The sequence below is a fragment of the Flavobacterium sp. H122 genome, assembly GCF_004959765.1.
Lineage (GTDB): Bacteria > Bacteroidota > Bacteroidia > Flavobacteriales > Flavobacteriaceae > Flavobacterium.
Genome location: NZ_SJZD01000004.1, coordinates 124,957 through 150,105 on the forward strand (window position 1 = coordinate 124,957; position 25,149 = coordinate 150,105).

The following is a 25,149-nucleotide window of genomic DNA, read 5'->3' on the forward strand; positions in this document are numbered from 1 at the left end:
GAAAAAATCAATAGTAAAACCCTAAAAAATGTTGTCACTCCCACAAGTTTCCATTTTTTAACTAAGTCCTGATTTTCGATAATTAAGATTTACTTTTCTTTATTTAATAGTTTCATGTTTAACCGCAGCTCAACATCATATTTCCATAGTATGGTTTTTTAATTGCGGTTTTTTTGCTTAACCAAGCAACACCATTTCTGGTATTGGCCGTTACTGACACATATATCACAATAAATAGTAAATTCTGTATTGCTTCTATATAGTCTCATAATTAACAGTCCAACTGTTATTAATACTCAATAAAGAGAATTCATCAAACCAAAAAACTCACAAAAGACCTTATTTTCAGATAATTTTAAAAAACGACTTCACAATTAAAAACAGAAAAAATTTACTTTTAAACTATTATAATTGTCGTTCGTCGTATTTCTGAAGGAATAATATTAATATTTCTTAAATTTATAACAAGTTTGTTTTTGAATAAGTGCTAATTTATATGTAGCTCTATTGAACATAATTAGCAAAAGTTAAGTATTAGTTACTCCCATACTTTTATTTGACAATTTATTTTAACGAAAGTTAAAATCTTCTTCACTCCCTTGATTAAAGAACTAAATTTACAGATCTTCAGTATAAGTGCGCCCACACTTAGAAATAACTATTAGGATATTTTAAAATTAAAACATCCGGTATAGAGCAACTTTTCTGATATTTCTTTTTTGTAGATGTTATGCATCTTATATTCACTTAACAGCCTTAAAAGCTATGAAACAGCAGGCTCGTGATGATAAAAGCAATTTTCTCAAAACTGATGGCGGGAGAACCAAATCCAATGCCATTGATATTCCTTCTATATCCTTGCCTAAAGGCGGAGGCGCAATTAAAGGAATTGATGAGAAATTTTCCGTAAATGCTGTCAATGGCACCTCATCATTTTCTATTCCACTCCCATTTTCTCCTGCAAGAGGAGTAACCCCAACTTTAACTCTTTCGTACAGCTCCGGTTCGGGTAATGGTATTTTTGGATTGGGATGGAATTTAAGTTTAGGTTCTATAAAGCGTAAAACAGACAAAAGCTTGCCACAATATCTGGATTCAATTGATTCAGATACATTTTTATTTTCGGAAGCTGAGGATTTGGTTCCTGAATTTAAGAAAAATGCAGATGGAAGTTTCCAATTAGATTCTGATTCCGAATACATCATAAATGAAAGAGATTCATCTGATGGCTTATTTAATATTAGAAATTACAAACCACGAATTGAAGGTCTTTTTGCCTGTATTGAGCAATGGACAGAAAAATCAACAAGTAGGATTAAGTGGCGTGTTATAACCAAAGAAAACATATCTACCCTTTTTGGTTGGACAGACAATTCCGTTTTAGTAAATCCAGTCGACACAACAAAAATTTATGAATGGCTGCCTGAATTTGTTTTTGACGATAAGGGAAACTGCAGTCATTATATTTATAAAAATGAAAATGATATTGGTTTTAACAATTCTTTATTGCATAACAAAAATCGTTTTAAAAACGGTGAAATCACCTATACTAATCTTTATTTGGAAAAAATAGTATACGGAAATAAAACTCCGTATAAAAAATTTCATGATACTTTCCCAATTGAAACAGACTATTTGTTTCAAACCGTTTTTGATTATGGAACTTTAAAAGACAATAATCCGCCTGATTCAATCAACGATTGGGATTATAGACAAGATGCTTTTTCCGATTACAAAGCAGGTTTTGAAATCAGAACAACCCGGTTGTGTAAAAGAGTTTTGCTGTTTCATGTTTTTAAGGAACTGGCTTTAAGAGATGATAAGTCTGATGAAAAAACACTTATTAAATCGGTGAATTTTGATTATGACACTTCAACTGAGCAGGATTTTACTTTTCTGAAGGCAATTACATCTTATGGCTACATAAAAAAAGCAGATGGTACTTATTCCCATAAAAAACTCCCTCCTATGGAGTTTCAATATCAAAAGCATGATTGGAATGATGAAATAAAGTCTATTTCCTCTGATAATTTAATCCATGCACCGTCAGGACTGGATGAACAGCAATATCAATTTACCGATTTGTACAATGAAGGATTATCAGGAATTCTAACTGAACAGGCTACAGGCTGGTACTACAAGCACAACCTTGGAGAAGGAAAATTTGAGCATGCAAAACTTGTTTCCCCAAAACCATCATTTGCAGGCTTGGGCGGATCTTTACAATTGGCTGATTTAGGTGGAGATGGCGGAAAGCAATTGGTAAGCTATGGTATGGAGCCGAAAGGATATTTTGAACTCAATGACGATAATGAATGGATTGGAGTACGTTCATTCAAAGCGCTTCCCAATATAGATTTTGGCGATACCAATACACGAATGCTGGATTTAAACGGCGATGGTAAACCGGAAGTTGTAATTTCTGAAGATCAAGTCTTCACTTGGTATGCCTCTGAAGGACGGAATGGATACTCACCTGCCCGAAAATCAGCTAAATCATTTGATGAAGAAGAAGGTCCGCATATTGTTTTTGCCGATGCAGAACAAACCATTTATCTGGCTGATATGTCCGGTGATGGCATGACAGATATTTTAAGAATCCGGAATGGTGAGGTATGCTATTGGCCGAATTTGGGTTACGGAAAATTTGGCGCAAAAGTAGCTTTGGACAATGCCCCTGTTTTTGATCTTCCTGATGCCTTTAATCCATCCTATATCAGATTGGCTGATATTGATGGCTCAGGCACTACGGATATTATTTATTTGGGTAAAAACAAGTTTACCTGTTGGAAAAACCTAAGCGGAAACCGGTTTAGTTCCAGTCCGTTTGAAATCGACCCTTTTCCTGAAATCCATTCCCAAGCTAAAATAACTGTGACTGATTTACTGGGTAATGGCGTAGCTTGTATTGTCTGGTCCAGTCCATTGGCAAAAGACGCCAATGCTCCTTTGAAATATATTGACCTTATGAACAGTAAGAAACCACACATCATGGTTTCTTACCAAAACAATATGGGTAAAGAAGTTTCATTGAAATATACACCTTCCACCAAATTTTACATTAAAGATAAGTTGGCAGGAAAACCTTGGGTAACAAAACTTCATTTCCCAGTTCATTGTGTTTCCCAAACAACTGTTGAAGACAAAATCACCAGACATAAATTTGTTTCTTCCTATAAATACCATCACGGCTATTACGATCATGCCGAAAGGGAATTCAGGGGCTTTGGCATGGTAGAGCAGATTGATGCAGAAACTTTTGAACATTGGACAAAAAGTGGGGCATCTAATATTACGAATGTCGAACTGCACCAAGAACCTGTTGTAACTAAACAATGGTTTCATACCGGAGCATTTTTAAGGAATGAAAAAATACTGGCACAATTTGCACATGAATATTGGCATGAGGAAATAAAACGTCATGGATTTGCGGTAATTCATCATGAAACGCCCTTAGATGATGCTTTTATAATCCCGGCCAAAGGTATTCCTCAATCTGTTGTTGACGCTCTAAATGCTGAGGAATATCAGCAGGCAGTACGCGCATGCAAGGGAATGGCCTTACGCTCTGAAATATTTGCTCATGACGCCATAAAATTTGAAAATGATTTAGAAGCAAGAAAAAAAGAACTTACCCCATATGCCGTTTCAACTCATAATTGCGTCATTGAATTGATTCAACCAAAAGGGAAAAATAAGCATGCTGTGTTTGTTGTAAAGGAAAGTGAGGCAATTACCTACAACTACGAGAGAAACCCTGAAGATCCTCGGATTGCCCATACCTTAAACATTAAATTGGATGAATACGGTAATATATTGGAATCTGCCGCAGTTGTCTATCCGAGACTCACAGCCGATGCAACCCTTCCAGTTGAAACACAACAAGAGCAAAGCAAAACTGTTATTGTCTATACAAAAAATCAGTTTACCAATGATGTGTTTGATGAGGACATACATCGATTACGGTTGCCTTCCGAGTCCAAAACCTATGAACTAAAAGATGTCCAAAAACCAAATACGTTTTATACTCCAAAAGATTTTGATGAAATACTGACAGACGAAAAATCAGCAACAGCTTTATATCATGAAACAGAAAAACCAACAACCCACGGTTTATCCCAAAAACGATTGATAGAACACATCAAAACCATATACAGAAGCAATGATTTAAAAAATGCCTTGCCTTTGCATAAACTGGAATCTTTAGGCTTACCGTTTGAAAGTTATCAATTGGCCTATACACCTGATTTATTGCGGGATATTTATCATGAGAAAGTTGATGATTGGGCGTTGCAAAATTTAATGTCTGAAGGTCGATTTTCACACGCATTAAACGAAAATGGTTTTGAAGATGACAATTGGTGGGTGCGTTCCGGTGTCATGCAGTTTCTGACTGAGTCGGAATCCATTATAGATGCGAGTAATAGATTTTATATGCCGATATCCTACACTGATCCTTTTGGTGCCACAACAAAAGTAAAATATTATGGCAACTATTTCCTGTTTATCGAAGAAACCGAAGACGAAATAGGCAACACCATTAAAGTAAATTTGTTCAACTTCCGAACTCTGTCACCTCAGCGGATGATTGATATAAATGCTAACATATCAGAAGCAATAACAGATGAATTAGGACTGGTGAAAGCAGTTGCAGTAATGGGAAAAGGAAATGAAGCTGATACATTGACCGATATAACAGAAACAACCGATGCCTCAGAATTAATATTAATTAATAACTTTTTTCAGGCTCCCGACTCTGTTGAATTAACCGATATCGGAAAAAGCCTGCTGAATAAAGCAACATCAAGATTTGTTTATGATTTTGAAGCCTATAACTCTTCAGGCAAACCCGTTGTGGTGGCTGCTATAAACAGAGAAACACATTACAAAAAACCAGACGGAAGCCTTAATCCTGAAAGTAAAGTTCAAATAGGCTTTGAATATTCCAATGGGGTTGGCGAAGTGATAATGAAAAAAGTACAGGCAGAACCTGGTCCAGCCAAAAAAGTTGTTGTTTTTCCTGATGATACTGTCACAATTTCTGAAATAGACACTTCAGCCAGCCTTCCCAAACAACTTCGCTGGATTGGTAACGGCAGAACCATCAAAAACAACAAAGGCAATGCGGTAAAACAATACGAGCCTTATTTTTCGGTTTCGCATTATTATGAAGATTTTAAGGAGTTGGTTGAAATGGGGGTAACGCCCATCATGTATTATGACGCAGTTGGACGATTGATAAAAACAGAAATGCCAAACGGTACATTGTCAAAAGTCATTTTTGACAGTTGGAAAGTGAGCAATTATGATTCCAACGACACTGTATTAGAAAGCGAATGGTATAAAAAAAGAACCGATAACGCGCATCCCGAATTCATCAACGACCTCAGAGAACAACAAGTCGCATTAAAAACCGAAAAACATGCTGATACTCCCAGCGTCCAGTATTTCGATACATTGGGAAGACCAGTACTTTCAGTTGAAAACAATAAAAATACTGTAACGGGTGTTGCCGAATTACAGCATACAAGAGTAAAATTAGACACCGAAGGAAACCTGCTTTCGGTAACCGATGCACGAAACAATGTAGTAATGCGCTACAAATATGACATGCTGGGTAACAAAATATATCAGCAAAGCATGGATGCCGGCCAGCGTTGGTTGCTAATAAATGTCTTGGGCAATCCGCTGCGCACTTGGGACGAACGTAATCACGAGTTTCAATATTTTTACGATAAATTACACAGACCTTTATACAGTAAGGTTTTAGGTGGAGATGGATCCGCGGGATTAGATCACATATTTAATAAAATTATTTACGGCGAAGAACAACCTGATGCCCATCTCAAAAATTTAAGAGGGCAGGTTTGGAGACATTACGATACAGGCGGACTAATAGAAACACCGAAATACGATTTTAAAGGCAAACCGACCAACACAACAAGAACGCTTTTCAAAAACTATAAAGAAGTCGTTAATTGGATTGATGATAATTTGACCGTCGATTTAGAAAACCAATCCTTTACTTTTATAACAGATATTGATGCACTGGGACGTATTATAAAACAAATTGTTCCCGATGGAAGTATAATTACCCCATCTTACAATGAAGCCGGTTTATTAGATGGTGAAAGTGTACTGCATCCCGATAAAAGTTCACCCATTACTTATATCAGGAATATTGATTACAACGAAAAAGGACAACGCAACAAAATTGTTTATGGAAACAATGTAACCACCAAGTTTTATTACGACAAAGAAACATTTCGGTTGAAACGGTTGGAAAGCAAACAATTGAATGGCGACCCATTACAGGATTGGCATTATACTTATGACCCTGTTGGAAATATTACGCATATCGAAGACCGAAACATCCCTGTTGTGTTCTTTAACAACCAAAAAATAACTGGGATTTCGGAATATACTTATGATGCGCTCTATCGATTGATAACTGCAACCGGAAGGGAAAATAATGCCGCGCTTACACTTAACGGACAGGACAACTGGAATGATGCACCTTTTATGCACCAGTTGAATTCAGGTGACCCGATGGCAGTTAGGAATTACACACAAAACTATCGTTACGATAAAGTGGGGAATATCATGCAGATGCAACATGCTGCAGCCGGCAACAACTGGACACGCGATTATACTTATGAAGCCAAAAATAACCGTTTAAAAATGACACAGGTGGGCAGCGAAATGTATGTTTACCCGCATCATGACCAACACGGCTTTATAACCACATTACCCCACTTGCAGGAAATGGGTTGGAATTTTAAAGAAAAATTGGTAAAGACCATAAAACAGCGACGCACTGATGGAGGTACACCGGAAACAACTTACTACCAATATGACGGACAGGGACAACGCATCCGAAAAATAACCGAGAATACTGCCAATGTAAATGAAACACCAACCTTAAAAAACGAACGCATTTATATATCGGGGTATGAATTGTATAAAAGTCATAGCGGTGCCAACGCCGGAATGGAAAGAATCAGTCTGAGTTTGATGGATGAAGGACACCGTTTTGCAATGATAGATATCGAAACCGAGCCTCGTCATATTCTTGGCTTTCCCGTAGGCAGAACATCGCCTGAATTTACCATACGCTATCAGCTGCACAATCATTTGGGTTCCTCAACTTTAGAGCTTAACGAAACGGGTGATATCATCTCTTACGAAGAATACCACCCGTTTGGAACAACTGCTTACCAAGCCAAAAACGCAGCTATTAAAGCGGTTGCTAAGCGTTACCGTTACACTGGTATGGAACGCGATGAAGAAACCGGATTGGAATATCATAGTGCAAGGTATTATTTGCCGTGGTTGGGCCGATGGACGGCTACGGATCCGGCAGGAATAAAAGGGGGAATCAACGTTTACTCATTTTGCTTATCTAACCCAGTAATTTATCACGATCTAGACGGAAAAGAACCTAAGAGGGGTCAATCGGGCAACTTAGGTGATATTAAGAGTGAAATGAAGAAAGGCACCTATTCTGTGTCTTCTACCCGGAGGGACGACATATATGCAAAGGCTAAAGCCATAGGTGCAACAGGTACATTGCCAGACCCTTTAGATCTGCAAACTTATTTACGAGCTGTTACAGAAGTGTCTATGCATACAAAAAGAATGCTAGCTGATAAGGGAAGTTCTACACTTGCACAGTCAGTTTCTGTTCATCAACATTACAGGATGTTGGCAGTTACTGAAACTGTGAGGGCTTTAGGAGATTTAAGAGACCATTTTGAGGCTGACCGTTTTTTTAAAAGGGATGATAAAACGGGAAATTGGGTGGATGACTCAAGCAGAAAAGACAGTAAGGACGTAAAACGTTATATATACACAGAAAAGCTGGGTTGGATAGATATGCACCATTTTTTTTACTTCGCAGCTTCTGCTGCAGTAACCAATCCAAATAGTGCCCGGGTAGTTTCAAAAAATCTGGAGAAATGGCAAGGTCTTATAGGTCGTGATGCTAGTAGTTATTCATATGAAGATTTGCCTTCCAATGAAGCAGGCATTCAATTTTGGGAAAAATATGGAGAGGCAATATTGTCTGGTAGAATATCAATAGAAGCAGGAGTAGAATCATTCTTAAAAGATGCCGGGGCTGTCGATCCAGATAAAGCTCCAAATTATTTGCTTATACCACAAGTTATTAGAGACAATGACAAACCAATGAAAAATACGACCTCTACACCATTAGTAGGAGAGGCATTAAGAAAAGCACATGAAGACAGATTAAATGTTGCATCTGAAGCAAGAAAAAAAGAAATATTTGAGGGAACGAAAATCAAGTAGTTTAAACTAATCAACCTGATAGTATATCGTATTTCACATCAATGACAAAATATACTCAGCCTCGGTTTGTGTTCTCATGAACTAAAATAAGCTAACAAACAAAATGAAATAACCCCCGATAGTGCGGATTTACAATCCGTGCCATCAAACAAAAAAATCATAAGGCAGCAATAGAAAAAACTAAAATACACATACAATAAATGAAGTAGTATTTTAAGAATGCTATAATGACAAACTTTTCATATGTGAACATAATTGTATAAACATTTAAAAAAGAATCATCATGGGAGAAATACCAAGTACTTTTTTAAGTAAAAAAACGTTCCAGTCGTTGCCTCAGTTAGCGTTCTGGACATGGTTCACCGTATTTATTATTGATGCGGTAGTATTGCAACGGTTTACCTATTCATTTATGCGGGTTGCAGCGATATGGGGCATTGGATTAACTATATCCTTTATTTTTGAATTAGTAAGGTATAGAAATATGAAACCTAATGAAAAGGCTGAATATGGCAATAAATTCTTTTTTTTACTAAACGCCTTCCTTATATTTTTCTATGCTGCATCATTTACTGGATTAACCAAACAAATAGGCGCTTGGGGAGAACTGGTATCAAATGTAAATCAACACGGCAAAAATCTAGAACAATCAAATATTTTATTGGCTGCACAGGAGTGGGCGATACCTATACTGGCCAAACAAACATCTTATTTCCCTGATATAACTGTGATTGCAGAGAACAACCAGTTAAAAGAAGAAAATTCACGATTGAAAAACGGATTGTCCGGTAAGGACATCAAAACGACTGCGGAGGTTGATTCTTTAACTAACCGGATTGATGTATTAAAAGATTCACTAAAGATTTGCAACAAAAATATTCAAACGATAACTAGCCTGACTGAAGAAAACAATCGGTATAAAGGACAAATTAATGTTTTATTAACAAGGATAAATGATTTTAATCTAAGACAAAGCAAATGGAAAAATGTAAAAACTTTTGCTTCGGTAAAAAGCGCAGTCAACGAATTAATAAGAGGAGTTGATAAGAATGAGGGTGATTATTATGAATTTATTTTTAATACCCCAATAAATCCAGAATTGCCCCAGTACAACAATAATGAACCGCCTGTAAAATAAAACAGTCTTCTAAAATAGGAGACCTAAACCCAATAAACATAAAGTAGAATCTTTTAAAAAAACCAAAATCATGGCAACAACAAACACAACATCAAAAACAACATCAAAAGCCACCAAAGTGGATGCGCAAAACAAAAATGCCCAACAAGCTACTCCAAACTACTGTTCCTTAGTGGAAGTACCTGAAAGAGTCTTTGCTCCTGAAGTAGGAACCGGCAGAGCTGCAATGATCAGAATCATTGTCAAAAAATGGGTAAATGGAACCAAACTTAAATATTATTTTTTCAACGGAAGTACTGATGGTTCACCAGCCACATGGAAAGGTGCATCTAATCAAATTACAGCGGTAAAAAATGCATTCAAAGCATGGAAAAATTTAGGCATCGGACTAGAGTTCGAAGAAGTCAATGACAAAAATGATGCTCAAATACGAATAGGATTCATGAGAGGAGATGGATCCTGGTCATATGTTGGAAGGGATATCATTGATGTTGCCAGTTCCCCTAATGAAAGAACAATGAATTTTGGCTGGGACATAAGTAATGATCCTGATACCGCCATACATGAAATCGGGCATACACTGGGTGCTCCTCATGAACATCAAAACCCTTATGCCGGAATAGTCTGGAATGAAGAAGCGGTGTATAATGCTCTTGCTCAATCTCCAAATTTCTGGAGCAGAGAAAAAACCTATCATAATATCATCAGAAAGTTACCTGTAAATGAGGTGGAAGGATCTACCCACGACCCTGATTCTGTAATGCATTATCCATTTGGCCCAGGACTTATTTTATCTCCTATCGAATTTAAAAATGGAATATATCCAGCCGGAGGTCTTTCTCTAAAGGATATAGAGTTTGTGAAAAAATTCTATCCGGCGCTGCAACCAAAAGATTATATAGAACTTAAATCTTCTCGATCAGAACCTTTGGATATTAAACCCGGTGAACAGAAAAACTTTAAGTTCAAACCTACCCGCTCTAAAAAGTACAAAATTGAAACTTTTGGAACAATGGACACCGTTATGGTTCTTTTTGAAAAAAATGGCACTGAAGAAATATATCTGGCAGGTGATGATGACAGTGGTACAGATTTGAACTCAAAAATTTACTTAAGATTAATAAAGGGAAGGGAATATATCATAAGACTAAGATTATTTTATGCTGAAGATGAGGGATCCGGCTCATTAATGGTTTACTGATTTAAAAAAAACATTCAAAATACTGGAATTATAGTTTTTTGTTCATAATTAAATAATAGCAATATCATGGCAACACAATCTGACAACCAAAATCCAATCAAAATAAAACTTGGCCTTTTTAAATTTGATTTAAAAGACGATGATCACTTCAAAAAATTCAACACTATTTATAATACCCATAGCGGAAATTGGATTAAGATAAAAAGTGAACTGAATAAAGACAAAAGTTTTACTCCTGCAATGGTGAAAAATCTAGAGTTTACGCACTACTTGTCCGAATGGAGTAATGACAATAAAGCGGTTGTAGAGCTTTTTCAAAAAGATGATAAGTTACTCTCGATGCGTGATATTGCTTTAAATTTTAACAAAGATGCCTTTTCCCAAAAGGTGAAAGGTATTGCAAGTGGGAAGTCGGATGAAGCTAAAAGATCATTTACCATAGCCTTGCATCAAAAACTGTTTCAATACGAACCTACGGCTGTTGTTGTCAATATGATAAAGGATCCTCAGGTATCTGTGCTGAATACAGCAGTAGGTACAAACGTTGCCAGGATTTTAGAAAAACGACAGGATTTTAATATCAGAACCCACTCGATATATGAAGTACTGAAAAATAAAGAGTTATTCAAGGAAATACCTATTGAATTACACGAGCCTCTTCAAATAGAATTAAAAACGTTACAGCGAATTGTTGCCGTTAGTCCCGTTGCTGATGCTATTCCTGCTTTGTACGATGCCAAACTACATACCGCATTTCAAATTTCCGATATACCTCCCGCACAATTCAAAACTCTGATGAGTAATAGAGGATTGGACGAAAAAACAGTGTTACAAATCCATACCAATGCACAACAAACACGCGTACGCAATGAACATGCTTTAATGGCATTAAAAGAAGCCAGTCAAAATACAGGCATTGCCATGATTGATAAAAGTATGAAGTTGGATAATAGCAATCATTCTAAAATGGCTTCGGAGGCTATGGATATTAAAAATGCAGCATTTAAATATACCCCCGACCAAGCCACAATTGATAGTATAGAAAAACACTATTTATCATGGGATTTACTTTTTGGAGATGCGGACATTTGTGAATGTGGTGAATGTACATCTGTCTACAGTGCCGCAGCCTATTATGTGGAATTATTACAATATTTAAGAAACAATAATCTTGATTTCAATCAGAGTGAAATAGATCCTTCATTAAAAATAAAGGCCGATTTAAAAGATATTTCCGGAACTCCATTGGAAAAACTATTCAACCGCCGTCCTGATTTAGGTTGTTTGGAATTGACCTGCAAAAATACCAATACAATTTTACCCTACGTTGACTTGGTAAATGAAGTCATGGAAAGTTATGTGGCATTCAAACATCTGAAACCTTTTAATGTAGAAGATGAAACCAGCAGTGAGCTGCTTGCCGAACCTCAACATACCGAATACCAGGCGTATTGCATCTTGAAAAATGAAGTATATCCTTTTACCCTCCCCTATCATCAGCCAATTAATGCTTCCAGAATTTATTTGGATTATTTAGGAACAAACCGTTATGAAGTAATCCATAAATTCCGAAAAAACAATGTAAGCAACGATACTGAATTGACGAAACTAAAAGACGAGGCTTTAAATGGGGCATCCGATGCCGAATTTTTAAATATTACAAAGGAAGAATACATCATACTCACAAAGGAATGTTTTGAAAGTAAGGCTCTGATGAATAAACTGAAAAATAAAACATTTACCGATTCGGAATACGAAGAACTGATTGGTGTGAGATCAGTGGGCGAATATTACGGTTATGATGACGATGCAGCAATGCTCAGCGATAACGGGCTCACATTAATCAAAAAGGAATTTTTACGACGCACGGGAATTGATTATTTCAATTTGGTAGATCTGCTTAGAACGGAGTTTATCAATCCGTTAGTACCAAAAGGAAAGTCGAAAACCATAATGGAAAGTTTGCGTTTCAGTTACCGGTTTTTACAAAACTATGCCAAAATACACGGTATTGATAAAATGGCCGAAGACTTAGTGAAATTGGAAAAATTTGCCGATTTATTACCAATACTTAAAGATCAGATTGAAATACTAACAAACAAAAAATCACTTAGCTGTCCGGGCACCTGCAAAGACAAAATCGAAATAAGCGACAAAGACATCATCTGTTGGGTGAAATGTCATTTTGAGAAAATAGGCAAAATGATAGTTATAGAAAGTGGTAAAGGATGCGTGAATGGTGACATAATATTTAATAATAACTCAATAAATTATGATACGGGAGATGGTATAAAGGTTATAGATTGCAAAATATTTAAAACGAAAGGTAATTATCAATCTGAAATAGGTCAAATTGATAAAAAAACAGGAAAAGTTTCTGTATTAAATAATGAAGAAATTGATACCGAAAAATGGAAAAACATAGAATTTAAAGGTGAAAAAGGTGAAAAAGGCATCTTCTATGTAATTGATGGAGAAGTATATCTGGTGTTCTTAGAGCAAAAAGACAGTTGTGATTTAAATACCGCACTGCTGCAACATTTGGATGGTTCTCCCTTAACAATAGAAGAATATGATAAAATGCATCGTTTTATCCGTTTGTGGAGAAAATTAGGCTGGACAATAGATGAAATTGACAAAGCAATTATTGGATTAAGTGAGCAAAAATTGCAACAAACTGAAAACAATGATGTTATTACTGATGATTCAATTTGTGACGATTGCAATGATGATTGTGATACTTCAGATTGCGATGATTGTGATTGTGATGAATGTAGTGAAAATGCCAAATGCAATCCTAATCATGCCATTTCAACAACCCTGATACATCAATTAGCTGCCGTAAAAAAACTATTGGATAAAACAGGTATTGAGTTAATAAAATTACTTGCTTTTTGGAGAGATATCAGTACAACAGGGGAAAATTCGCTCTACAAAAGACTTTTTCTAACTCATAATGTATTGGGCATTGATAAGGTTTTTAAAGCCAATGCGAATGGCAATTATCTTACTTCAAATGCTAAAATCAGCGAACATACTCCGGTGGTGATGGCCGCCTTAAATTATACGGCTGACGATTTGCAAGCTGTCATGAAGGCAACAGATATGACTGATGAATTAACACTCAGTAACCTGTCAATACTTTTTCGTTACCGTTTGCTTTCAAAAGTGTTAGGATATAAGATTCCTGTATTTATGCGTATTGTACCATTATTGGAAAAGGTGTTCGATGATGCACACAGCACACTTAAGTTTATAAAAAATCTTTCCAAAATTGATGATGCCGGTTTTACACCGCAAGAGTTAAATTATATCATTAGAAATTTTGATGACGATAAAAAGCCTTTTAAACCTACAAAAAAATCAATTTTACTTTTGGCAAAATCCATCTATGATGGATTAAATACAATTGACGAAACACATCAGGATATAAAAGCAGATGCCGCAATTACCGATGCGGTATTGCAAAAAATCAATCTCAATGAAAAAGCAACCACGGAAATCGTAAGAGCTAAAGCAAGTTTACTGTTTGAAACAGATATTATTGAAAAAGTTATTGGCATACTGGAAGGTTCAAATATATATATAACCAATGCCCCTAAAAACATAGTGTACACATTAGCGGAGGACAAAACACTTCATAAAAAACTAAAGTATGATAAAGAAAATGGCAGCGTTCAAATCACCGGTATCTTAACTGAGGCGGAAAGCATTGATTATAAAGCACTGAACAATGATCCCAATTGGGCATCGGCATTAAACAGAATTGAAAAACAGCAAAAAAAACAATTCAATGAATTGTTGTCTAAAGTTTTTGAGACTGAAAAAACCAAAACAGATGTTCAAAAAACAGCGTTGCAAACAATAATTAAAGCAGGCGACATCAGCGTACCAATTGATAAAATACCTGATGGAGAACCTGATATTAATACAGCTCCTCAAAAAAGAACAGCTTTTTTAGAAATTTTCATGCCTTACCTGCGCCAGGAACTGAGTCATCGTTTTATTGTAAACACTTTGTCCGGTATAATGGGTTTACAATCCAACATTACCGATATATTAATTTCAGATATACTGAAAATAGGAAGTACACCTGTTTCACTGTTCAGCATCTTTGAAAAAATAAAAGAAAGCAGCAAGCCTGTTGAAAGCAATTGGAACGGATATTTAATTCCGGGGGCAAACGCTACCTATACTTTTGTGATTAAAAACAGTGATGTCCAACCGGTACTCAGTATTGATGGTACGCTATTAAATTTTACAGTCCAGGAGGATCCTACAAATGAATGGTGGAGCGACGATATTGTACTCCAGTCCGGCAAATTATATAAATTATCTGCTACTAACATCGAATTAAAAAATATCCATTGGAAAACAACCGCTTCTGCCATTACAGCTGTTCCTTCATCGGCATTAATTCCCGACTTTGCTTCTCAGCAATGCGAACCGGCTTTAATTGCGTTAAAAAAAATGGCCATGCTGGTTACTAATTTTAATTTGAGTACCGATGAAATTCAGTTTCTGAAAAAAAACAAAGTTCATTTCGATAATCTGGATTTTAACCTATTGACATTTCCACATTGGTTGCGTTTGGATGCCTATACCCGATTACGAAACTCTTTACCACAATCTGAATTGAACCTACTGGACTTTTGGAATTGGACTTATAATCCGGCATCTGATGTTACCTTATTGAGCGGTAAAATTGCTGAGCTCACAACATGGAAAAAAGAGCGGATTGACAAATTGACTGACACAAATCATTTCAATATAAGACAGCTTAAGGATTACCACAATGAAAAAAATCTGCTAAAACTGCAATGCGCATTAACTGTTGTCGATAAGATAAGCGTGGATATTGATTTGCTTTTTGATTGGGCAATCCCTACTTCTAAATTTAATAAATGCAGGATCATTGCCGACAGCATAAAAAATGCAATTCGGGCCAAATACAACCAAACAGACTGGGAACAAGTTATAAAACCATTGAACGATAAATTGCGCAATAATCAGAAAGAAGCGTTGATTGGTTTTTTACTGCAACAACAAACATTAATAGATTGGGGAGTAACGGATGCTGATGGTTTATTTGAATATTTTTTGATAGATGTTCAAATGGATGCCTGTATGGAAACTTCAAGAATAAAACAAGCTTTGTCATCCGTACAGTTATTTGTGCAACGTTGTTTCTTGGGATTGGAGGAAGAACACAGCGGAATTAATCCGGATGTGTTGGATAGAGGACGTTGGGAATGGATGCAGCGATACAGAGTATGGGAAGCCAATCGCAAAGTTTTCCTATATCCCGAAAATTGGATAGAAAGCAACCTGCGAGATGATAAAAGCCCATTTTTCAAAGAACTGGAAAGTGAATTACTGCAAAAAGACATCAATAAACAAAATGTAACCGATGCGTTAAAATCGTATCTCTACAAAATAGATGAGGTGGCTAATATGGAAGTGGTAGGCTTGTATATTGATGGATCAAAAACCGGAGATGAACCATGGCCCAAAAATTCGAAACTCCATGTCTTCTCGCGTACCCGAAATGCACCCTATTTTTTCTTCTATCGCTATTTGGCTTTGGATGAAATGAATTGGTATCCTTGGGAAAAAATGCAGGTGGATATACCGAGTTATGATGTGGAAGATGCAAATGGTGTTCTTATTGATAATGGATGCTATCTGACACCGGTAGCATGGAATGGTCGTTTATTAATTTTCTTTCCACAGATTGCAAAAAAAACAAAACCTCGTCAAGATTCCAATGTTCAAAATAAAACAATAAGCCATATAGGAAACAATGTTACACCAGAGCAACTAAATCCTGTTGAATATTATGAAATAAAACTGGCATGGAGCGAGTACCGAAATGGTAAATGGACACAAAAGCAATTGAGTAAAGATGCTGCCGATACAACTTGGACAACAAAACTTCCTGCTATAGAAAATTTCAAGCTGATTCCAAACATAAGCGACAATAGAGGTCTCATTATCCAAGTAGAGGATGAAACAGATGCTGATTTGAAAGTTTTTGAATTCGAATTTAATGGCAGTCAGATAAGGTATTTAAAAACTACGGGGATTTTACCTCTATTGAATCCAACTATACCTCTTCCAAAATATTTTCACAAAAACAATTCAACAAATTTATTTTTAGAACCTTTACTAATAAAAAACGGTAGTTGGGTAAAATCTCCCGTATTACATGATGATAATACGACTTCGTCTACAATCAAACTTACCAATATCACAAACTTTTACCACCCAGACACAAGCAATCTGCTTGGAGAAATCAATTTAGGAAAATTAAACCAATTTTTTCAATACAATTTAAAAGTCGGTAATGATAACGATTTAACAGCACTACAAAATAAGGAATTAAAAGATGATGCTTTTGGTTTCCATTATGATAATGATTCTACCTCACAGAATATTTTTCATGAACTCAAACGTCCTTACTCATTATACAATTGGGAACTGTTTCTACACACACCACTGATGCTGGCGGATGCATTGAGTAAATCGCAACAATTTGAAGAAGCCATGAAATGGTATCATTTTGTGTTTAATCCAATTGCGGAAGGTTCTGATGACAATCGATTTTGGCAATTTGCCCCATTTAAGGATATAAACTGTCAAAGAATTTTAGACAGTATTTTCAATAATCTTAAACCAAATACAGCAGATCAAACCATTAGCGAATGGCGTAACAAGCCTTTTATGCCTCACTTGGTGGCACGTAACCGTCCGGTGGCCTACATGAAATGGGTTGTGATGAAATATATTGATAATCTGGTGGCATGGGGCGATTATTTGTTCCGTCAGGATACTATTGAAAGTATAAATCAGGCAACCCAACTCTATATACTGGCAGGACATATTCTAGGACCTCGTCCAATGATTATCCCTAAGCGAGGCACTCTAAAACCACAAACCTATATCGGTTTATTGGACAAATGGGATGCTTTTGGCAATGCCATGGTAGAATTGGAATTGACCGTGCCTTTCAGCAACCAAACCACACTCCCTTTTGGGGCAGTCAATGGCGAATTGGCATTTGCAAATACATTCGGTTTGGCCTCTTCTCTCTATTTCTGTATTCCGAATAATCCTAAACTCATGGGCTATTGGGATACCATTGCTGATAGATTATATAAAATACGGCACTGTGAAAATATCGAAGGAGTATTCCGAAAACTGCCATTGTTCGAACCTCCTATTGATCCTGCCCTATTGGTAAAAGCTGCTGCACAAGGATTAAGCATTGCTTCGGTGATAAATGATTTGAATACCCCAATGCCCAACTATCGCTTTTACTATTTACTGCAAAAAGCACTGGAACTTTGTGGCGAATTAAAATCCATGGGAAATGCTTTACTCTCGGCAATCGAGAAAAAAGACAATGAAGCCATTGCATTAATCCGCTCCAAACATGAAAGTGCCATGCACAATCTGGTAATGGAAATTAAAAAAATGCAGTTGGAAGAAGCGCAGAAAAACATGGATGGCTTGGAGCAGAACCGTAAAAGCCCGGAACACCGAATGAAGTATTATCTTCAATTGATTGGAGAAGATTTAGGTAAAGTCCCAGAATTGGATGCCGAATTTGCTGAAATTGCCAACAGCATTGAAGCACCAATTGATGAAAGTGGATTAAAACTCATTTCTTTTGAAAAAGAAGAATATGATAAATCTCATGTGGCTCATGGTTGGCAAATGGGAGCAAGTATAGTGGAAGCATTATCAGGAATTTTTCATGCATTACCAGACGCCACTATTGCTGCAATGCCATTTGGTATTGGTGGTCAAGCTAAATTAGGAGGAAGTCATTTTGGTAATGCTGCTAATGCTGCTTCAAAAGTTATCCAAATTATAGCGTCCCAATATTCTTTTGAATCTTCAAACGCGGGCAAAAAAGGAAACTTCAAACGCGCTTTACAAGACCGTGTAATGCAGGCAAATGCAGCAGGTTATGAAATTAAACAAATAGATAAGCAAATTACAGCCCAAAAAATTCGCATAGCCATTGCCAATCAGGAAATTGCCAATCAGCAAAAAATGATTGATAATGCAATGGAAGTGGAAGAATTCTTAAAAAATAAATATACAAATGAAGAATTGTATACCTGGATGCGGGGTAGCCTTAAAACGCTGTACCATCAGGTGTATAGTTTGGCGTATGAGTTGTCCAGAAAAGCCGAAAAAGTATATCGTTTTGAGCGGGGCATCAGCAATTCCAATTTCATACAAGCCGGTTATTGGGATGCCGGACGTGATGGCTTGCTTGCCGGGGAGCAACTTTATGTCGGATTAAAACAATTGGAAGCCGCTTACCAAAACGAACGCGGTTATGATTATGAAATCACAAAACATGTGTCTTTATGTCTATTAAGTCCATTGGCACTCATTCAACTTAGAGAAACGGGCAAGTGTGAGTTTGAAATTCCCGAAGTGTTATTTGACATGGATTATCCCGGACAATACAAACGCCGTATTAAATCGGTATCGGTTTCAATGCCATGTATAGTCGGCCCATATACCGGGGTCAATGCTAAATTCAGTCTATTGGAAAATAAATTCCGAAATACTGCTATAGGTGGTAAAACATATGAAGAGAATACAGATGAAACCGATGATCGTTTCAGTACCTACCGAATTCCAATTAATGCTATTGCAACCAGTACTGGTCAGAATGACAGTGGTATGTTTGAACTGAATTTTAAAGATGAACGTTACCTGCCGTTTGAAGGTGCCGGTGTTATTAGTAAATGGTGCTTGGAATTACCCGAAATACGTCAATTTGACTATGCCACAATAGCCGATGTCATTATACATATCAGATATACAGCCAACGAAGGTGGAGAGCGACTAAAATTAAACGCTGCAAAAACCGTCTTCAAACAATTGGAAAATATTAAACAACAATTGAATGAAACAGGTTTACATTTAGCACTAAATATGAAGCACGATTTCCCTAATGAATGGCATTTGTTCAAGAAATCAGTAGAAGTTGAATTGAATATTGATAAAACACGATTACCATATTTAGCACAGACATTAGAATCTGTCAATATCGAGCAAGTCATGTTTCTTGCAAAAGTCAAAGACAATCCAGCTGGTTTTACGATTAACATCAATGAAAGTGAAACAATAGATCTTTCGAAAGCAGGTGAATTGAATCTATATCGGGGTATTAATTCGGATATAAAACTTAATGACCCATTTAGTCTGTCAATTGCAGAAACTGATAAATCAAAACTGGAGGAATTATTAATAGTTGTAAAATATAAATTTTAAATGTAATTAAAATGTTTTTTTTTTAGGATTAAAAAATGGGGTTTGACTTTTTATGGTTGAGCCCTTTTTCACAAATAGGGGTCTTTGTCTAAAATTTCATCCGTCTGCAATTAAAAGAATAAGAAGTATTTCTTTAAATAAATTTGGGAACAGATTTCAAGACAAAAACTGCCTTACAATCTCTTTTCTTTTGATTTTTCCGGTTTCTGTTTCTAAAAATTGGTGCACAAAAGAAATTTGTTTTGGTTTTTCATATTTATCCAATTCTTTAAAAACTGAAGGAGCAATCTCATACTCCTTTCCTTCAATAAACAGAATTACTCTTTCACCTAATTTATCATCTGGAATTCCGGCTATAAAGAACCTTTTTGTTATTTTTTTCAATAACTTTTCCTCAATCTGTTCAGGAAATAATTTAACCCCTCCGCTGTTGATAACATTGTCTGCCCTGCCCTTCCAGATAAATTCAGACTCAGAAATCAATTCTACTATATCGTTTGTAACTAATTTTTCTGGATTCAGTAAAGGAGCATCTATAACCAAACAATTCCTTTCATCAATTGCAATTGAAACATTTGGCAGAACTTTGAATGTCTTCTCTCCTATTTTTTTTAAAGCCACATGAGTAACAGTTTCAGTCATACTATAGGACTCGTATGCATTACATTGTATTTTGCTTAATTCATTAGCCAGTCCAAAATTAACTTGTGCACCGCCAACCAACAATATTTTTACTTTATGTAGATTATTTATAGAATTTTCAACCTGCAAAGGCACCATAGCCACAAAATCATAGCAATTAACAGTATTAGCTAAAGGATTTGAAGAAGGTTCAACTACATCAATATGCCAACCTAATATCATTGCCCGTACCAACATCATCTTTCCCGCAATATACTTAACAGGTAAGCAGCATAAAGCCGAAGTTCTTTCTTTTAATTCAAAAAAATCACCCGTAGCAACAGCTGAGTTAACCATTGCCTTTTTTGCAATTTCAATATTTTTTGAGGTTCCTGTTGTTCCTGAAGTTTTTACCTGAATTTTATCAGAATCACTCAACCAATCTAATAAGAAAGAAGCACAATCTGTTTCAAATTCCAGATTCGAATTCAGTTTATCCTTTGCCCATTGACTAAGTTGCTGTGCAGCATATTTTTTTCCGTTTAATTGAAACTCAGGATGAATTTTATTCATTCGGCATTACTTATTAATTACTTCTACAATTGGAGTCGTAATCTTTCCAGTTAATTTTTCTTTCCAATCAGTCCAACCGTATTTTTTAGCAAAAACAATTAATAATACCGGAAAAATTACAAATACAGGCAATACAACTTCAAATCCTGCACTTGGATCAGAAACATCTTTTAAAATAGAATGGGTTTGTAACGCAGACCATTCTGATGTTACCAACAATGCTGTTATCAAATTATTTGCGGCGTGAAAACCTAATGATAATTCCATGCCTTCATCCATAAGCGTTAAAATTCCTAAAAACAATCCTGTCCCTATATAATACACCATTACAATATTACCCATTTTAGCAACTTCCGGATTAAAAAAGTGCAGGCTTCCAAAAATTACCGAAGTCACTATCAAAGGAAACCATTTATTCTTTGCCAGTAAACCAAATCCCTGCATCAAATACCCTCTGAACATTAATTCTTCCGCACTGGTTTGCAACGGAATCATTATAACCGCAATAATGAAAAGTATTAGAAATGGTTTTAATTGAAAATTCCATACAAAATCTTCAGGTGAAGCGTAATAGCTTATGACAGTTACAACAATCTGGAAAACAGCCCAAAGCGAAAAGGAAAAAAATATTCTGCTCCAGTCGACTTTCTTTCTTGAAGTAACTACATCTTTAAACTTCTGATTATGTATCCATTTTGTGACCAAAGGAACCGTAAAAAAAACAAAAGCAAATGACAAAAGCATCAGAAACAATGTGGAATTTTTATCCAAAACCGACATCATTTGTGATTCATCCATATTATAAAGGTTTTTTCCAGTAGATGCCAATTTATAAACAACAGCACCCAATAATGGTAATTGGCCAATAACTGAAGCTATTACTAAAAGAACTGATCCTACAATATATTTCCAAAAATGATTATTCGGCAAAAAGGCTTTGATTAAAAACATAAGACTAAAATTTCTTTAAAATAAGTATAAATACATATACTTTTGTTACATCAAAAATATACAAAACAATTCAAAAATAATGATAACCATTTACCACAATTCACGTTGTTCAAAATCAAGAGAGGGTGTTTGTTTTCTTGAAGAATCAAAAAATGATTTTAAAGTAATCAATTATCTGGAAAATGTCCCATCAAAAGAAGAGTTAAAGGAATTATTAAAAAAACTTGATATTTCAGCTATTGAATTAGTGCGAAAAAAGGAATCAATCTGGATTGAGAATTATAAAGATAAAAACCTTAGCGAAGAACAGGTTATTCAGGCTATGGTTGAAAATCCAAAGCTGATTGAACGCCCTATCGTAGTGAAAGGAAATAAAGCGGTAATTGCTCGCCCAACAGAAAAAATTAAAGAAATATTATAGTTCTTTAACATTCTTTTGTGAAAGAATACTGATTGAAGAAAGTATTTTTGTCGCTTAACTTGAGCAAAATGAAGAATTTTTTACCCCTACTAGTACTAACCCTACTTTTTTCAAATTTAACTTTAAGTCAAGAGAAGCAAACTGGAAAAAAAATTACAATTTCAGGAAAACTTATAGATAAAGCTACTTCACAGCCTTTGGAATACGCAACAGTTACGGTAATTGGAGAAAACACCAACAAACCGGTAACAGGGGCAATTACTGATTTAAAAGGTGAATTCACGCTTCAAATAAGCCCGGGGAACTTCATTATCAAATATGAATATTTATCATTCAAAACCCTGCTGTCACCGGTAAAAACATTTACAAACGATACAAATGTTGGTGCTGTTGCATTAACTCAGGATACAAAAACTTTAGATGAAATTGTTGTCCGTTCTGAAAAAACTACTGTAGATATAAAATTGGATAAAAAAGTATATACTGTAGGTAAAGATATCATGGTAAGAGGCGGAACGGTAAGTGATGTGCTGGATAACGTTCCATCGGTAGCTGTCGATGCGGAAGGTACTGTTTCGTTAAGAGGAAATGAAAGTGTACGTATCTTAATTGACGGCAAGCCGTCAAATATGGGCAACATTAATGATGCATTAAAACTTATTTCTGCTGAAGCAATTGAAAAAGTAGAAATCGTTACAAATCCGTCTGCCAGATACGATGCCGAAGGTGGAGGAGGAATTATAAACATAATTCTAAAAAAAGGAAAAAACCAGGGCGTTAACGGGACGTTTGTTGCTTCTGTGGGAGATCCAAGAAATACAGGACTTTCCGCTAACTTAAATTTCAAACAGGAACATTCCAATTTCTTCACCACAATTGGTTACAACAATAGAAACAATCCCGGGAATATAAAAATTGACCAACAAAATTTTGATGAAAACGGTGATTTAAAATCAATTTTAAACGAACGAAGAAAAAATAATCGTTTTAGTGAGGGTCTTAATGCAAACTTTGGAATGGAGCTCTTATTGGACAAGTCAACTTCATGGACAAATTCAATGAACATAAGAAAAAATGAAGGAGGTAATCTGGAAAATGTTCTATATTATAATTATGACGCATCCGGTCAATATTTAAACACCAGACAAAGATTTAATGACCTAAAATCAACCAGTGAAAATGTAGAGTATTTATTAAATTTTATCAAAAAATTTAATAAAGACGGACATAAATTAACTGCCGATATTTCAATATCTTTAAATAAAGATAAAGACAACTCAAACATTGAAGGGATTATTTTGGACAACAATGAATTTGTCTCGTCAGAAAGAACCCGTAAAAATGATACACAGCAACGAAATTTATTTCAGGCTGATTACGTGCTTCCTATGGGTAAAAAATCACAATTTGAAGCTGGTTTCAGAGGAAATTATGTAAAGACAACTGCTGATTATCAGGTTGAGGAAAGAAAAACACAAACAAGTCCGTATACCAATATCGATGAGTTTACAAACATTCTGGAGTATAATGAAAATGTAACGGCTTTTTATACACAATTTGGATCTAAAATCAATAAGTTCTCTTATTTGGCTGGATTACGATTTGAAGATTCAAAAATTGAAATCAATCAGTTAACCTCAAATATTTTCAAAACAAAAAAATACAACAACTTATTCCCCAGCTTATTTTTAACTTACGAAATAAGTGACAACAGCAGTATTTCATTAAATTACAGTAAAAGAATTTCAAGACCAAGAGACCGTTTCATTAATCCGTTTGCGTCTTATACGAGTAACGTAAACCTGTTCCAGGGAAATCCGGACATCAATCCAGCATATACAGATGCTTATGATTTTGGATATTTAAAGAAATGGGAAAAACTTACTTTAAGCACTTCTTTATACTACAATCATACGACAGATTCTTTTGAACAGGTTCGTAAAGAACGTGGTGATTTTGTATTCACACCGGTAGGTGGAGCCGATGTGATTGTAGACGGAGAAATTGTCACAGTAGTTGACGGCGAGGACATTAAAACTCCTGTTATCATAAACACATTTTTTAATTTAGGTAAAAATGACAGATTAGGTTTTGAATTCACTTTGAATTACAACTTCAAAAAATGGTGGAAATTAAACGGAAATTTCAATTTCTTCAATAGTCAAAATACAGGAAGCTATACCTACACAAACAGTAAAAACGAAGTCATTACTCAAAGTTTCAACAGAAATGCAACGAGTTGGTTTACCAGGGTAACTTCAAAAATTACACTTCCTTATAAAATTGAATGGCAAACTAATGCCACCTATAATGCTTCTCAAAAAACGGCTCAAGGTTCAAACAAAGCAATTTTTGCAGCAAATCTGGCATTCAGTAAGGATGTTCTAAAAGATATGGGAACAATTTCATTCAATGTTAATGACGTGTTTAATTCCCGTAAAAGAATACAGGATATGCAGCTTCCCTCAGTAAATTCACATAGTGAAATGCAATGGAGAAGAAGAGCCTTTACACTTTCTTTTACATACAGATTTAACAAAACCAAAAACGAAAGAGATCAAAAACCACGTCAAAACAACGGAAACGGTGGTGAAGGTGATGAATACATAGGAGGTTAAAGCAATAAAAAAAGTC

General features: G+C 35.6%; 8 protein-coding genes. 6 read left to right on the top strand and 2 right to left on the bottom strand.

The genetic code is table 11. The features are described from left to right. Positions 1–765 precede the first annotated feature (765 nt). The 4 genes from EZM65_RS07610 to EZM65_RS07625 all read left to right on the top strand — a co-directional run bounded on the left by EZM65_RS07610 (position 766) and on the right by EZM65_RS07625 (position 19,949). Complete coding sequence (locus tag EZM65_RS07610; protein ID WP_136667956.1) at positions 766–8,310, top strand: SpvB/TcaC N-terminal domain-containing protein; 7,545 nt, start codon at positions 766–768, stop codon at positions 8,308–8,310. A gap of 283 nt (positions 8,311–8,593) precedes the next feature. After that, a complete protein-coding gene (locus EZM65_RS07615) occupies positions 8,594–9,448 on the top strand; it encodes a hypothetical protein (protein ID WP_136667957.1) in 855 nt (284 codons plus the stop codon). 70 nt (positions 9,449–9,518) lie between these two features. Further along, positions 9,519–10,649 carry a M12 family metallopeptidase gene (locus EZM65_RS07620; protein ID WP_136667958.1) on the top strand — a complete coding sequence of 377 codons (1,131 nt, stop codon included), beginning with the start codon at positions 9,519–9,521 and terminating at the stop codon, positions 10,647–10,649. Positions 10,650–10,715: 66 nt separating this feature from the next. After that, entirely contained in the window at positions 10,716–19,949 is a 9,234-nt protein-coding gene (locus tag EZM65_RS07625; RefSeq protein ID WP_136667959.1) for a neuraminidase-like domain-containing protein, read from the top strand. A 156-nt stretch (positions 19,950–20,105) separates the two neighbouring features. Here EZM65_RS07625 and EZM65_RS07630 read toward each other — a convergent pair whose 3' ends face one another. After that, the gene (locus EZM65_RS07630; RefSeq protein WP_136667960.1) at positions 20,106–21,143 is read right to left on the bottom strand and encodes an AMP-binding protein; all 1,038 of its coding nucleotides are present in this window, start codon (positions 21,141–21,143) and stop codon (positions 20,106–20,108) included. Positions 21,144–21,149: 6 nt separating this feature from the next. Continuing rightward, positions 21,150–22,094, bottom strand: a complete 945-nt coding sequence (locus EZM65_RS07635; RefSeq protein WP_136667961.1) for a CPBP family intramembrane glutamic endopeptidase — start codon at positions 22,092–22,094, stop codon at positions 21,150–21,152. A gap of 79 nt (positions 22,095–22,173) precedes the next feature. On the opposite strand from EZM65_RS07635, the gene arsC reads away from it, so the two are divergent. Then, the gene (arsC, locus tag EZM65_RS07640; RefSeq protein ID WP_136667962.1) at positions 22,174–22,515 is read left to right on the top strand and encodes an arsenate reductase (glutaredoxin); all 342 of its coding nucleotides are present in this window, start codon (positions 22,174–22,176) and stop codon (positions 22,513–22,515) included. A gap of 68 nt (positions 22,516–22,583) precedes the next feature. Further along, positions 22,584–25,133, top strand: a complete 2,550-nt coding sequence (locus tag EZM65_RS07645; protein WP_136667963.1) for an outer membrane beta-barrel family protein — start codon at positions 22,584–22,586, stop codon at positions 25,131–25,133. Positions 25,134–25,149 lie beyond the last annotated feature (16 nt).

Bases quoted from the DNA above. Each gene is read 5' to 3' on its own strand.
- EZM65_RS07645 (WP_136667963.1), top strand. From the start codon at position 22,584: ATGAAGAATTTTTTACCCCTACTAGTACTAACCCTACTTTTTTCAAAT.
- EZM65_RS07630 (WP_136667960.1), bottom strand. From the start codon at position 21,143: ATGAATAAAATTCATCCTGAGTTTCAATTAAACGGAAAAAAATATGCT.
- arsC (WP_136667962.1), top strand. From the start codon at position 22,174: ATGATAACCATTTACCACAATTCACGTTGTTCAAAATCAAGAGAGGGT.
- EZM65_RS07625 (WP_136667959.1), top strand. From the start codon at position 10,716: ATGGCAACACAATCTGACAACCAAAATCCAATCAAAATAAAACTTGGC.
- EZM65_RS07635 (WP_136667961.1), bottom strand. From the start codon at position 22,094: ATGTTTTTAATCAAAGCCTTTTTGCCGAATAATCATTTTTGGAAATAT.
- EZM65_RS07615 (WP_136667957.1), top strand. From the start codon at position 8,594: ATGGGAGAAATACCAAGTACTTTTTTAAGTAAAAAAACGTTCCAGTCG.
- EZM65_RS07610 (WP_136667956.1), top strand. From the start codon at position 766: ATGAAACAGCAGGCTCGTGATGATAAAAGCAATTTTCTCAAAACTGAT.
- EZM65_RS07620 (WP_136667958.1), top strand. From the start codon at position 9,519: ATGGCAACAACAAACACAACATCAAAAACAACATCAAAAGCCACCAAA.